Annotated in this window: 12 protein-coding genes and 1 tRNA gene; 7 read left to right on the forward strand and 6 right to left on the reverse strand. The window is 63.3% G+C overall.

The window, feature by feature from the left end:
• Positions 1-110: 110 nt before the first annotated feature.
• Together ABSG20_RS16860 and ABSG20_RS16865 are read left to right on the forward strand one after the other, a co-directional pair.
• On the forward strand, positions 111-416 hold the full coding sequence (locus ABSG20_RS16860; RefSeq protein ID WP_423865648.1) for a hypothetical protein: 306 nt from the start codon (positions 111-113) through the stop codon (positions 414-416).
• Positions 413-2,203, forward strand: coding sequence for a hypothetical protein (locus tag ABSG20_RS16865; RefSeq protein ID WP_423865649.1), 1,791 nt, complete (start codon positions 413-415; stop codon positions 2,201-2,203). Before ABSG20_RS16860 ends, ABSG20_RS16865 begins: the two co-directional genes overlap by 4 nt.
• 311 nt (positions 2,204-2,514) lie before the next feature.
• Here ABSG20_RS16865 and ABSG20_RS16870 read toward each other — a convergent pair.
• A tRNA-Gln gene (locus ABSG20_RS16870) sits at positions 2,515-2,588 on the reverse strand.
• A 219-nt stretch (positions 2,589-2,807) separates the two neighbouring features.
• A complete protein-coding gene (locus tag ABSG20_RS16875; protein WP_423865650.1) occupies positions 2,808-3,413 on the reverse strand; it encodes a plasmid pRiA4b ORF-3 family protein in 606 nt (201 codons plus the stop codon).
• A 220-nt stretch (positions 3,414-3,633) separates the two neighbouring features.
• Between ABSG20_RS16875 and ABSG20_RS16880 the strand changes: the two genes are divergently transcribed.
• Genes ABSG20_RS16880 through ABSG20_RS16900 form a run of 5 tightly spaced genes read left to right on the forward strand, consistent with a single transcriptional unit; the run spans position 3,634 to position 8,271 of the window.
• Positions 3,634-4,902, forward strand: a complete 1,269-nt coding sequence (locus ABSG20_RS16880) for an ABC transporter substrate-binding protein (protein WP_423865651.1) — start codon at positions 3,634-3,636, stop codon at positions 4,900-4,902.
• A gap of 26 nt (positions 4,903-4,928) precedes the next feature.
• Positions 4,929-5,792 (forward strand): branched-chain amino acid ABC transporter permease, encoded by an 864-nt coding sequence (locus ABSG20_RS16885; RefSeq protein WP_423865652.1) that lies wholly within the window; start codon positions 4,929-4,931, stop codon positions 5,790-5,792.
• A 13-nt stretch (positions 5,793-5,805) separates the two neighbouring features.
• Positions 5,806-6,798: a branched-chain amino acid ABC transporter permease gene (locus ABSG20_RS16890; protein WP_423865653.1), complete on the forward strand. Its 993-nt coding sequence runs from the start codon at positions 5,806-5,808 to the stop codon at positions 6,796-6,798.
• A complete protein-coding gene (locus ABSG20_RS16895; protein WP_423865654.1) occupies positions 6,788-7,555 on the forward strand; it encodes an ABC transporter ATP-binding protein in 768 nt (255 codons plus the stop codon). Before ABSG20_RS16890 ends, ABSG20_RS16895 begins: the two co-directional genes overlap by 11 nt.
• On the forward strand, positions 7,552-8,271 hold the full coding sequence (locus ABSG20_RS16900; RefSeq protein WP_423865655.1) for an ABC transporter ATP-binding protein: 720 nt from the start codon (positions 7,552-7,554) through the stop codon (positions 8,269-8,271). The genes ABSG20_RS16895 and ABSG20_RS16900 overlap by 4 nt, the downstream gene beginning before the upstream one ends.
• A 44-nt stretch (positions 8,272-8,315) precedes the next feature.
• Here ABSG20_RS16900 and ABSG20_RS16905 read toward each other — a convergent pair whose 3' ends face one another.
• From ABSG20_RS16905 to ABSG20_RS16920, 4 genes are all read right to left on the reverse strand, one after another.
• Positions 8,316-9,077: an ABC transporter ATP-binding protein gene (locus tag ABSG20_RS16905; RefSeq protein WP_423865656.1), complete on the reverse strand. Its 762-nt coding sequence runs from the start codon at positions 9,075-9,077 to the stop codon at positions 8,316-8,318.
• The gene (locus ABSG20_RS16910) at positions 9,022-11,094 is read right to left on the reverse strand and encodes a branched-chain amino acid ABC transporter ATP-binding protein/permease (RefSeq protein WP_423865657.1); all 2,073 of its coding nucleotides are present in this window, start codon (positions 11,092-11,094) and stop codon (positions 9,022-9,024) included. The genes ABSG20_RS16905 and ABSG20_RS16910 overlap by 56 nt, the downstream gene beginning before the upstream one ends.
• Positions 11,095-11,103: 9 nt before the next feature.
• On the reverse strand, positions 11,104-12,033 hold the full coding sequence (locus tag ABSG20_RS16915) for a branched-chain amino acid ABC transporter permease (RefSeq protein WP_423865658.1): 930 nt from the start codon (positions 12,031-12,033) through the stop codon (positions 11,104-11,106).
• 34 nt (positions 12,034-12,067) lie between these two features.
• Positions 12,068-12,686 (reverse strand): ABC transporter substrate-binding protein (locus ABSG20_RS16920; protein ID WP_423865659.1); only part of this gene is annotated, 619 nt, incomplete at its 5' end.

Genomic DNA, 12,686 nt, shown 5'->3' on the forward strand with positions numbered 1-12,686 from the left:
CGTGGCAACGGTGTCGAAGGAAGCGGGTGGATAGCAAGCCATGCGGGACGTGGCCCGCAGCTTTCCAGGGGGCTTTGCCCCCGTGGACCCCCTAAACAAGTGAGGCGGCTTTGCAGACTGAATTCGTGAAGTTCAGGCTCCGTCCCGACCAGAAAGTCAGGTTGATGCAAGTCGCGGCCGACGGCGACACCTCTGTGTCGGCGATCTTGCGCCGCGCAGCGCTCACCGTTGCCGCCGGTCGCTCGATCGGAGGATCCCGCCGGTGCGATCTTGTAGCGATGCGCGTGGCAGCAAATGAGCTTGTAGCAGCGGTTGAAGCGACTGCCGTTGATCCGGACGGCACCATGGCGCGCATCCGCGCAGCGGCCAAAGAACTCCATCGGCTCGCGGCCCGACAGTTGACGGCCTCGAAATGATCATCAAGTCAACCCGCGTTCGCGCGCGCGGATCAGCCCTGAAAAAACTGATCGCACACATCGAAAACGCCGACGACAATGAAGAGGTCGTGTCGCTGCGGGGGAATTTTGCCGATTTGTGGGACGCTCGCGAGGACGCCCGCGCTTTCGGGCGCGAATATTGTGTGAGGCAGTGGGTCGTTTCGCCGTCCCGCGACGCGACCTTCGACAAGATGCTTGAGGCCGTCGACCGCTTGGCGGTCGAGTTCGGGTTCGACCCCGCGAAGGCTGTCGTCCGTGGACACAAGAAGGCGAAGGCGCAGGCGGCCGAGGCATTATTCGACAAACATCTTCATATTTTGGTGCCGGAAGTCGATCCCATAACCGGGCGGGTATTGTCATCGTCCAACGACTGGCTGCGCGGCGAAAAAGTTGGAAAAATCCTGTCGTTCGACTGGCAGGAAGCGCTCGTTGAATCGGTGAATCCGAAGGCCATCTTGGCGGCGCTCAAGCGCGACGGCCGGGATGATGTTGCCGCTGCCTATCGGAAAGCGTTTCCGGAGGGCGGCCCCCGGCCGGTGGCTGCCTTCGATGCCGCCGCGCAACAGCGTCTGAAACGAAAAGGTCTCGATCTGCCGGCGCTGCGCGTGCTCATCGAAGGCGCTTGGACCTCGGCCGCTAATCGCTCGCAGGTCCAGGCCAACCTTTTGACCCACGGTCTCGTCTGTAAGGCCGGCGACAAGCCGGGCGTCTATCTGATCGAAACCGCTGATGGCGAGCAGGTCGGATCGCTGGGGCGCCTCGCCAAGGTCAGAAAAGCCGACCTTCTCAAAAAAATGGAGTTACCTGATGCCAGACCCGCAGAAGAAGCCCACCATGGCGGAAGCGACCTATCGCAACACGCAGACGCTGCGGAAGCTGTTGGAGCCCATCAAAGTACTGGCGGATGCGGCACAGGATTCGCACCAGCAGGCCCCCCTTGGGATGATGCTGGACATGATGAGCCAGACGCAGGAATCCGACCGGCAGATGATCGAGAAGCTGGACAAGATCATCGCATTGCTGGCGGCGCCGTCGATCGAGAAGGCAGTGAAGGACATGCTGAAAGGCTGAGGGCTGCCCGTGGCTTTCAGTTCGCGTTGGGCCTCGTTCCCTTCGCCGAACGCCTGCAAGCAATGCTGGGAACGGCGAACCGCATCGCGCTGTCGTCGGAACAGCGCACTGTCGTTGAGTTGGGCGAGATCGAAGATGATGCGCGACACGCGAGAGCGATGATCGACGCGCCGCCGTCCGAGCCGTCAACTCTGATCGCCGCCCGGACGGCGCTGAAGGAGACCGGCCAGAAGGTCCAGGCACTTGAAACCAAGTTCGGCGGAGCATGCTTGACCTTGCAGCAACTCCAGCGGCGCCCCGCTTGGTGGCGGCGAGCGATCGGTCTTTTCACGGGTGAAAATGCTCGGCGAGGCGGTGAAGTCCGCGCCGCCGTCTTGCAGCAGAGCAAGGCGCAGGCGGCGCTGACTGCGGCGAAGACAGAAAGGTCGAATGCAGACAGCCGGCTGACCCGCGAACTTCAGCACCACCAGGATTCAGTGCGGGAGCACGTCGAGAAGTGGACCAAGGTAGCGAAAGCAGCGGAGGCTAAAGCCGCTGGCGCAGTGCGAGCGCATGAGTTGCTACTTCAGTTGCCAGGCGCGATCGCGCTTGGCGCAGCGGGTCTGTGCGAAATCGCGGCAACGCTCACGCCCCAACGCGAGCGGCGGTTCGACGCCGATGACTTTGGAGACACCCGCCTGTCCGCTCAACCCTGATCTTTGGGTCCCGTATCGCCGAGACGGTGTTGCGGAGCCGAACGGCATGGTGGCCGACCCTGCTTCCCTCCACCGCCGACGTGATCGCGGAATGCCTTGTCGGCCCGGCAGAAGCCCGCCAGGTGGGGTCGGAGCGCAGATCCGCACCTCCGGCCTCGGAGGGCAATCGGTTAAAACTGAAGGCTCTCGCCGGCGACCGGCGATCAGGGGCGCTTGAATGGTCCACAAGTGTAGTCCACAATGTCAAATTGAGACTGCCGCTGCGGTTGAAAAGGCTTTGACGGTCAAGGTGTTGGACGAGGTTTTGTGGTTGGCTGGGGAACTAGGATTCGAACCTAGACAAACAGAGTCAGAGTCTGTTGTGCTACCGTTACACCATTCCCCAATCTTATCAAATACTTAGGTGATATTCTTACAGCTTCTGCGACGGATCGGGCAGATCCCGTCGAAGCGTGCGTCGTTCTACCTGCTTGGTCCCGGCCTTGGCAAGCGTGGGGCGTCGGGGCAGGCCGGAATGGCCGGCGGACGCGCCTCCGTCCGGTTGTAGCGGGCTGGCGCCGCTGTGGGGGGCTGCGGAAGAGCGCCATCCGGTTGAGGCGCCGGATCAAGAGCGCCGTGAACGCTTTTTGGCGGGCTTGCGCGGCCAGGGCTCGGAAAGCAGGAGAACTTCAAGGGCGAGCGTATCTTCGTCGGCGTCGTTGGGATCGAATTTTTCGGGAAGCCATTCGCTGAGATCGGCATGCCGCGCATGCTTTGGGTCATCGATGGCTTCGAGCAGTTCGGCGTAGCCCCAGGGTCCGCCGACATCCTCGGGCGGGCAGCGGCCGCTGGCTGCGATCAAACGCGGGTAGCGTTCGCCCGCCTCGGGATCGATCAGCCGTTCGACCTTGACCGTGTGCTCCCAGCCGTCGCCGAAGTCGTAGAGATAGCGCAGCGATTTGACGCCGGTGTCATCGAGCACGTCGGCGAGCCGGGCCTTGCGTGCGTCGAGGAAGTCGTCGCCCCAGTCGGCGTCGGGATTGGGCGTGCTCCAGCTGACATCGCCGGCGCGGATCTCGTATAGGTGGCTGTTGGTCCAGCCCATCGCGGCCTGGATGGTCAGATGCAGGCGGTCGAGCCGGATATCGAACGGCACCTCGACGCGGCGCATCACCACGGGCTTGACGCGGTTGAGGGTGATCTTCAGGCGGGCAATGCTGTCGGCTTTCATGCCGCCACTTTAAGACATTTCGTCGCCACGACAACCCGGACCAGTCCGCGCCAGCCGATTGATGGACCGCGAAAACCCGGAGGGGCCCCAAAACTTGCTCCTGCGAAAGCGGCGTGCAATGCTGAAAGCGCCAACGATTATAAGTAGCTGCCGGGATATACGATGACTATCCCAGGTTGAAAAACCGGCCGTGTTTGGGGACGTTGCGGAGACGATCGACATGAGATGCAATCCTATCCCCGGGCTGATTTGCGCCGCCTCGATTTTCCTTGTTGCGATGTCGGTGCTGCCGGCGGCCCAGGCTTTGGCGCAGGACAAGACCGTCAAGATCGGCGCCATCTTTCCGCTGAGCGGCAATGCCGCCAGCGCCGGCGTGCATGCCAAGGCCGCAATCGAGACCGCACTTGACATCATCAACAACGCCCATCCCGAGCTTGGCAATCTCCCGTTGGCGAAAAATGCCGGGCTCGCGGGGCTCGGCGGCGCCAAGGTCGAGGTTGACTTTGCCGACAACCAGGGCAGCCCGGCCACCGGACAGAACCAGGCGCTGCGGCTGATCACCGAGGAGAAGGTGGTGGCACTGACCGGCGCCTATCAGTCGGGCATCACGCTGACAGCGAGCGCGATCGCCGAGAGATATGGCATTCCCTTCGTCAATGGCGAATCGGTCGCCGCCAATTTGACCGAGCGCGGCTTCAAATGGTTCTTCCGGGTGACGCCGGTCGCGTCCGATTTCGCCGAGATCTATTACGAATTCCTGCGGGATATGAAGGCCGCGGGCGCCAAGACCGACAGCGTCGCGCTGGTCCACGACAACACCGAATACGGCTCCTCGGTCTCCTCCGTGATAACCGGCGTGTTCAAGGCGAAGGGCCAAAACACCCCGCTCGATATTGCCTACGCCGCCAATGCCACCGACGTGCAGAGCCAGGTGCTGCAGCTCAAGGAGAAGCAGCCGGACGTCGTCATCATGATCACCTATACGTCGGATGCGATCCTGTTCGCCAAGACCATGCAGGCGCTCGACTACAAGCCGCCGATGCTCTTGGCCGACGATGCCGGCTATTCCGATCCGTCCTTCATCAAGGCGGTCGGCAAGATTTCGCAAGGCGCCTTCAATCGCTCGTCGTGGAGCGTCGGGCCGGCGGGCTCGCCGACCGCCCTGATCGCGGAGATGTACAAGAAGAAGAGCGGCGATGCGATGGACGATACCGCCGCGCGCCAGATGCAGGGCTTCTTCGTGCTGTGCGACGCCATCGACCGCGCCGGCTCGACCGATCCCGCAAAAATCCAGGCGGCGCTGAAGGCCACCGACCTGAAGCCCGATCAGCTGATGATGGGCTACAAGGGCGTCAAGTTCGACGACAAGGGCCAGAACGTGCTGGCGGCGGGCGTCATCATTCAATTGCAGGACGGCGAAAACTACGTCGCGGTGTGGCCGAAGGCCGGCGCCGAGAAAGCGCCGGTCCTGCCTTACAAGGGCTGGTGAGTGATACCTTGGATTAGAACGCCGGCATGTCCATCATCCTCGTTCAGGTCATTGTCGGCGGACTCTTGCTGGGCGCGGTCTACGCGCTGTTTTCCTCCGGGCTGACGCTGGTCTGGGGCATGATGAACATCGTCAACTTCGCCCATGGCGATTTTGTCATGCTCGGCATGTATGTCGCCTTCGTGGTCTATACGCTCTTCGGTGCCGGTCCCTTGCTCGGCGCGCCGCTCGCCGTGCTGGTGCTCGCGACGCTCGGGGTCGTGGTCTATTTCGCCCTGATTCGCGACATCATGAAAGGGCCGATGCTGGCGCAGATTCTCGGCACCTTCGGGCTCGCTCTGCTGCTGCGCTATTCGGTGTTCTGGTGGTTCGGCGCCAACTTCCTGTCGCTGCCGGAAAATATTGTCGGCGGCACGTTCGAGATTTGGGGCCTGCGGCTGCAGGCCTCGCGGCTGTTGGCCGGCGCGGTGGCCCTGCTGGTGACGTCAGGCCTGCACCTGTTGCTCACCCGCACGTCGCTCGGATCAAAAATGCTGGCAGTGGCGGAGGATCCGAAAGCGGCGCAGCTGATGGGCATCCGGCCCGACAGCATGCAGGCCATTGCCTGGGCGATCGCCGCGGGAGCCACCGGCCTCGCCGGTGCCTTGATCGCAACCTTCTTTTACATCGTGCCGACCGTCGGCGAAACCTTGGGGATTGTTGCCTTTGTCACGGTGTCGCTGGGCGGTTTCGGCAGCGTGCCCGGCGCGCTGCTGGCGGGCCTCTTGATCGGGGTGATCGAGCAACTGTCGGCCTATCTGATCGGCGCCGTCTACAAGGACATGGTCGTCTACGCCCTGTTCCTCTCTTTCCTCTGGTTCCGGCCGCAAGGCCTTATGGGTAAGACCTGATGGGCAGGACCTGATGCGGCGGCTGTTGTGGCCCGCATTGGTGCTGGCGCTGGTCGTCGTCTACCCGCTAGTGCTGTCGACGCCGTTCGAACAGCGCCTCGGCGCGCTGGTGTTGCTGTACGCGATTGCGGCATCGGCCTGGAACATCGTCGGCGGCTATGCCGGCCAGGTGTCGGTCGGTCACGTGGTGTTCTTCGGCTGCGGCGCCTATGCCGCGATGGGCGTTTACGCGCATTTTGCGCTATCGCCGCTGCTCGGCATTCCCGCCGGCATCGTCGTCAGCGTGGCGATCGCAGCCGTGATCGGCGTGCCGACGTTGCGGCTGTCAGGCCATTATTTCAGCATGGCCACGATCGCGGTGGCCGAACTGGTCAGATTGATCGTCACCAACACCGACTACCTCGGCGGGGGCGTCGGGCTGAGCGGCCCGACCGTGCCGCGCAATGTCTTCGATCTCTCGTTCATATCGGCGCTGCCCTACTACTATCTGTTTCTAACCGTGCTTGCGATCACGCTTCTGATCACCAGGTGGATGGCCAACAGCCGGATGGGGTTTTATCTCCGCGCCATCCGGGATTCCGAGCGCGCGGCGCGATCGCTCGGCGCCCCCGCCCGCCGCATCAAGCTCGCAGCCTTCATGCTGAGCGCAGGCCTGACCAGCGTCGCCGGCGCGCTCTATGCCATGATGTTCGGCTTCGTCGATCCGGAATCGGGTCTGGGAATCCTGATCTCGGTGAAAATCCTGATCATGGCGGCGCTGGGCGGCGCCGGCCTCTTGTTCGGGCCGCTGGTCGGCGCGGTCATCCTGGTGCCGCTCGAGGAAATCTCCAACAACCTGCTCGGCGGCAAGGGCGCCGGTCTGACCTTTGTCGTCTATGGCGCCATCATCGTCCTGATCGCACGGTTTCAGCCGGGCGGCATCCTGACGCTGATCAACCGAACCTGGGCCAGGCGCGGCAAGACCCCGGGCGCGTCGGCCGCGGTGGGAGCTACCCATGCTCCTTGAAGCCCGCGATGTGACAAAAGCCTTTGGCAGCTTCAAAGCCGTCGACGCGGCCTCGATGACGCTGCAGCAGGGCGACATCCTCGGCCTGATCGGGCCGAACGGCGCCGGCAAATCCACCTTCTTCAATTGTTTGACCGGCGACCTCGCGTCGACCTCCGGCAAGGTGTTTTTCGAAGGCCTCGATATCACCGATCTGGCGCCCGAGGCCCGCGCGCATCTCGGCCTGGCGCGCACCTTCCAGGTACCGCAGACCTTCGAGAGCATGACAGTTCTGGAGAACGTCATGATCGGCGCGTTTCTGCGGACTTCCCATCGCGCTGTGGCCGAGAGCAAAGCGCTGCTGGTGCTGCAGCGCGTCGGCATGAAAGCCCTGGCGGATGCGCCGGCGCGATCGCTGGGGACGCCCGGCCGCAAGCGGCTCGAAATCGCGCGCGCCCTGGCGACCGAGCCCAGGGTGCTGCTGCTCGACGAAGCGATGGCGGGCCTGACCCAGCGCGAGGTTCAGCTGGCGATCGATCTGGTGCGCGACATCCATCGTTCCGGCATCAGCCTGGTCATTGTCGAGCACATCATGGAAGTCATCCTGTCGCTGGCGACCCGCGTGGTGGTCTTTCACCAGGGCCGCGAGATCGCGCATGGCAGCCCGCGCGAGGTCACCGGCAACCCCGCCGTCATTGAAGCCTATCTGGGCAAGCGCGCCGCCAGGGCCGCCGCCGGCCATACGCCCATCGAGCTGATGGGCGGACCGGCGACATGACCGCTCCCTTGCTCAAGATCGAGCATCTCGAAGTTCGCTATGGCGACCTGATCGGTGTCTCCGATGTTTCGCTTGAAGTGCCCGAAGGCAGCGTGGTCGCGCTGTTGGGTTCCAACGGCGGCGGCAAGACCACGACGCTGAATGCCGTCGCCGGTCTCATTCCGGTACACTCCGGATCGATCGTATTCCGCGGGCAGGGGATATCGGGCGAAAGCGCGTTCTCGATCGTGCGCAGGGGACTTGCGCTGTCGCCGGAAGGCTGGCGGCTGTTCGTGCAGCAAAGCGTCGAGAATAATCTCAGGCTCGGCGCCACGCCGCTGCGCGACAAAGCGCGGGTCGCAGCCTTGCTCGACCGGGTCTACGAAATCTTCCCAAAACTCGCCGAGCGGCGCAGCCAGCGCGCCGGCACCATGTCCGGCGGCGAGCGGCAGATGCTGGCGGTCGGGCGGGCGCTGATGAGCGATCCCAAACTCCTGATGCTGGACGAGCCTTCGCTCGGGCTTGCGCCAGGGGTGGTCGAGACGATGTACGAGACCTTCGGCCGGTTGCACAAGCAAGGCCTGACCATCCTTTTGGCCGAGCAATCCGTCGAACTCGCGCTCGAAGTGTCGGATTTCGGCACCGTGCTGCAGGTCGGAAGAAGCGTGTTGTCGGGGCCCGCGGCCGCTCTCGCCAGGGATCCGCAGGTGCAGCGGGCTTATCTCGGCACCGGCTGAGGTGGCTGCTCTGCCTGATCACCGGCAGCGCGAACAGCGCTTGATCACGGTTTTATCTCGCCGAGATAAGCCTGCTGCACCATTGCGTTGTCGCGCAGACTCTGGGCCGAGCCGTGCAGCACCACCTGGCCGGTCTGCAGGACGTAGCCGTAGCTGGCGATCGACAGCGCCATATTGGCGTTCTGCTCGACCATGAAGATGCTGGTGCCCTGGCGATTGATCGCCTGAATGATGTCGAACACCTGTTCGACGAAGGCGGGCGACAAGCCCATGGACGGCTCGTCCATGCACATGAGCTTCGGACGCGCCATCAGCGCACGACCGATCGCGACCATCTGCTGCTCGCCGCCCGACAGCGTGCCGGCCTGTTGCTTGAGGCGCTCCTTGATGCGCGGGAACAGGCCGAAGACGCGTTCCATGTCGGCCTCGATCTCGATTGTGTCGTCGCGCGTGAAGGCGCCCAATTCCAGATTTTCGAGCACACTCATGCGCGGAAACAGGCGCCGCGCCTCCGGCACCGGCGCAATGCCCCGCTTGACCCGCTCGGCCGTCGGCAGGTCGTTGATGCGCGCGCCCGCATAGGTGACGGTGCCGCTCTTCGGCGTCACAAGGCCGAGGATCGTCTTCATGGTCGTGGATTTTCCGCTGGCATTGCCGCCGAGCAGGCAGACGATCTCGCCTTCGCCGACGCAGTAATCGACGCCCTTCAGGACGTGAAGCTCGCCGTAATAGGTGTTGACGTCCTTGAACTCAAGAAGCGGCGGCGGTCGCTGCGACGGCGTCGGTTGTTCGTCCAAGATAGGCACGCAGCACTTCCTTGTTTGAATGAACCTGCTTGGCCGTACCCTCGGCGATCTTCTCGCCGTGATCGAGCACGATCACCTTGTCGGCGATTTCGTTGACCACGTTGAGCTTGTGCTCGATCATGAGGATGGTCACGCCACGTTCGCGCAGATGCCGGATCTGGTCCGTCAGTTCCAGCGTCTCCGTTGGATTCATGCCGGCCGTCGGCTCGTCCAGCAGTAGAAGCACGGGCTCCGACACCAGAGCGCGCGCGATCTCCAGCCGCCGCCGGTTGGCGTAGGACAGCGAGAACGCGAGGTGCTGGAGGCGCGGCATCAGCCGGTTGCCGAAAATGCCCAATATTTCCAGCGCGCGGGCGCGTGCCGCGGCTTCTTCGCGCTGCACGCGCGGCAGGCGCAGGACGGCTCCGATCGCCCCCGTTGAGGTGCGCGTATGCGCTGCCACCAGCGCATTCTCCATCAGCGTCATGTTGGCGAAAAGGCGCAGGTTCTGGAAGGTGCGCGCAATACCCTTCTCGACAATCCGGTGCGGCTTCAATCCGGTAACGTCTTCGCCTGCCAGCAGCACGTGGCCGCCATCCGGTTCGACGAGGCCGGTGATGAGATTGAAGAACGTCGTCTTGCCGGAGCCGTTCGGCCCGATGATGGCAACGATCGAACCCGGCATGACCTCGAGATCCATGCGGTTCACGGCCTTGATGCCGCCGAACGACTTCGCCAGGCCCCTGATCTCGAGCAGCGGCTGGCCCGGCTCGATCGTCCGCCGATGAAGCGGGGCGAGTCCGGCCTCGACGGCATTTCGCGATGGCATCGCGTTCTGCTGCTCATAGGTCAGCGCTTTGACCGCGGCGCGCTCGGGAATCAGCCCCTGGCGGCGATAGAGCATCATGCCCACGAGAATGATGCCGAAGATCAGTTCGATCGACTGCACCAGATCAAGGTTCTGCAGAAAGACAATGCCGGTCAAATCGCCAAGCGCGTGAATCCACAGCGTCAGGTCCTGCAGCAACCATGATTGCAGCAACTGCAGGCTGAGCGCGCCGACCACCACGCCGGCGACGCTGCCGATGCCGCCGAACACGATCATGACGAGAATCATGATCGAGACCGGGAACATGAACATCTCCGGCGAGGCCGTCTGCAGTTTGGCGACGTAGAAAGTCCCCGTCATACCGGCGAAGCTCGCGCCGATGGCAAAGGCGAGCAGCTTGAGTTTGGTGCGGTTGACCCCCATCGCCTCGGCTGCGATCTCGTCCTCGCGTATGGCGAGCCAGGCCCGGCCGACGCGCGAATGTTTCAGCCGTGCGCTGATGAAGATCAAAAGCACGATAAGGGCGAGCCCGAGGTAGTAATAGGGCGTGGACTTCACACCGAAATCGTAGCCGAGGAATTTCGGCGTGCTGACGCCGCTGAGGCCTTGTGCGCCATTGGTGACGTAGGGCGTGTTGCGCGCCACGATCGGCACGATCTCGCCGAAGCCGAGCGTCACGATGGCAAGATAGTCGCCCTTGAGCCTGAGCGTCGGCGCGCCGAACAACAGGCCGAACAAGGCGGCGACCGCGGCCGCAATCGGCAGCATCAGCCAGAACGACACATCAAAATGGACGGTGCCGATGCCAGCCCCCGCGTCGAGATGCTTGACCAGGCCAAGCCACTGCAACGGCTCCCAGAAACTGCTCCACTGCGGCTGGATCTGATAGGACGACAGCGCGCCGTAGGTGTAGGCACCGATGGCGAAGAACGCCGCATAGCCGAGATCGAGCAGGCCGGCGAAGCCGACGACGATGTTGAGCCCGAGCGCCAGCATGGCATAGGCGAACGCATTCGCCGCCGCATCGATGTCGCCTTCATTGCCGTCGAGATAGGGGAAGGCGAGCGCCGCCACGAGGATGATGGCGAGCAGATAGGGGCGGAACTGCTCACTGCCGGCGCGATCCCGGATCGCCGGGATCAAGCTGCGCCAGCGCCCCACCGCCTCGGGCGCTATCTCCGGCGCGCGTTCGAGATCGGGTTCCGGCACGCCGTGACCCTAGGATCTTGCCGGCGCGGCGCGGCCGAGCAGCCCCGTGGGCCGTAAAACGAGCACGAGCACCAGAAGCGAAAAGATGATGACGTCAGTCCAGCGCACCGCGATGTACTGGCCGCCCAGCGATTCGATCAGCCCGATCACCACGCCTCCGAGCATCGCGCCGGGTATGTTGCCGATCCCGCCGAGAACCGCCGCGGTGAAGGCCCGCAGGCCGGCGGTGTAGCCGATCAGGTAACTCGTGTAATTGTAGTAGAGCCCGAAGATCAGGCCGGCCGCACCGGCGAGCGCCGATCCCAGGAAGAAGGTGATGATCACCACGCGGTCGACGTCGATACCGACCATGCGCGCCGCCTCCTGATCCTGTGCCATGGCCTGCATCGCCTTGCCCATTTTCGTCCGTCGGACGAAATAGTTCAGCGCCACCATGAGCAGGAGCGAAATGGTCCACAGCAGCACCTCGCGCAGGCGCAGCGTGACACCGCCGAAAATCCAGGCGGTATTGGGCATCGGGTTGGAGTAGTTCTTTGAGTCGGCGCCGGCCCCGAGCAGAATGACGTTGTACAAGATGTAGGACATGCCGATCGTGGTGATCATCGGCGCGGTGCCCGATACACCACGCAGCGGCCGCAATGCGAAGCGTTCGATGGCGACGCCGAGAATGCCGGATCCCAGCATCGTTATGATGAACGCCGCGACAAGGACGCCGGCCAACGGCAGCCCGTGGAGAACGTGCGACTGACCGGCAAAACCCATCGCTTCCAGCGCCCACATGGCGATGAACGAGCCCACCATGAAAACGTTGAAATGCGCGAAGTTGATGAGCTCGATGATGCCGTAGACCATGGTGAAGCCCAGCGCGAGCAGCGAGTACATCGCGCCGAGGCTCACGCCGTTGATCACCTGCTGGAGCAGGACATCCCAATGACTCATCGCCTGTTCTCTCGATGCAGCATCACGCGCCCGCTTACGTTTGCGGCGCTGCTTCGAGATACTTCAACTGGTGCGTGATGTCGTCCGCTGGGTATTTGTCGTCGTGACGGTACTGGAAGACGCTGACCGTGCGGTCGAGAATGTCGCCATTCTGGTCGAAAGCAACGGTTCCCTGCAGCGTGTTGACGTGCGAGCTCTGGATCGCGTCGCGGACATTTGAGCGGTTCATTTCCTTGCCGCTTTTCGCCACTTCCTCGACGGCAGCAAGAATGACCTTCGCCGCATCGTAGGCGGTGATCGAATAATCGTCCGGGGTACTGTGGTATTTCTCCTGGAAGGTCTTGACGAAATTGGCCGCGGCCGCGCTTTCCGTCAGATGCGGGCCGGCATTGGTCCCATACCAGCCCTCGATCGCCGGGAAGCCACCACCCTTGAGGAAGCTACCGCCGGCCACGCCGTCGCCGCCTCCCTTGATCATGTTGGGGACGGTCTCGGAGGCCTGCTTGGCGAGCTTGACGCCGGCTTGCGCCACGCCGCCATAATAGATGGCGTCCGGATTGAGCGCCTTGATCTTGGTCAGGGCGGTGGTGTAGTCGGCTTCCTTGGGATCGAGCTGGTCGTGGCCGAGGACCTCGATGCCGATCTTCTTCGCC

It is taken from the genome of Bradyrhizobium sp., from assembly GCF_049512235.1.
Lineage (GTDB): Bacteria > Pseudomonadota > Alphaproteobacteria > Rhizobiales > Xanthobacteraceae > Bradyrhizobium.

What these genes read in the sequence shown, in the direction of transcription:
- ABSG20_RS16865 (WP_423865649.1), top strand. Translation starts at nt 413, where the DNA reads ATGATCATCAAGTCAACCCGCGTTCGCGCGCGCGGATCAGCCCTGAAA.
- ABSG20_RS16875 (WP_423865650.1), bottom strand. Translation starts at nt 3,413, where the DNA reads ATGAAAGCCGACAGCATTGCCCGCCTGAAGATCACCCTCAACCGCGTC.
- ABSG20_RS16880 (WP_423865651.1), top strand. Translation starts at nt 3,634, where the DNA reads ATGAGATGCAATCCTATCCCCGGGCTGATTTGCGCCGCCTCGATTTTC.
- ABSG20_RS16885 (WP_423865652.1), top strand. Translation starts at nt 4,929, where the DNA reads ATGTCCATCATCCTCGTTCAGGTCATTGTCGGCGGACTCTTGCTGGGC.
- ABSG20_RS16890 (WP_423865653.1), top strand. Translation starts at nt 5,806, where the DNA reads ATGCGGCGGCTGTTGTGGCCCGCATTGGTGCTGGCGCTGGTCGTCGTC.
- ABSG20_RS16895 (WP_423865654.1), top strand. Translation starts at nt 6,788, where the DNA reads ATGCTCCTTGAAGCCCGCGATGTGACAAAAGCCTTTGGCAGCTTCAAA.
- ABSG20_RS16900 (WP_423865655.1), top strand. Translation starts at nt 7,552, where the DNA reads ATGACCGCTCCCTTGCTCAAGATCGAGCATCTCGAAGTTCGCTATGGC.
- ABSG20_RS16915 (WP_423865658.1), bottom strand. Translation starts at nt 12,033, where the DNA reads ATGAGTCATTGGGATGTCCTGCTCCAGCAGGTGATCAACGGCGTGAGC.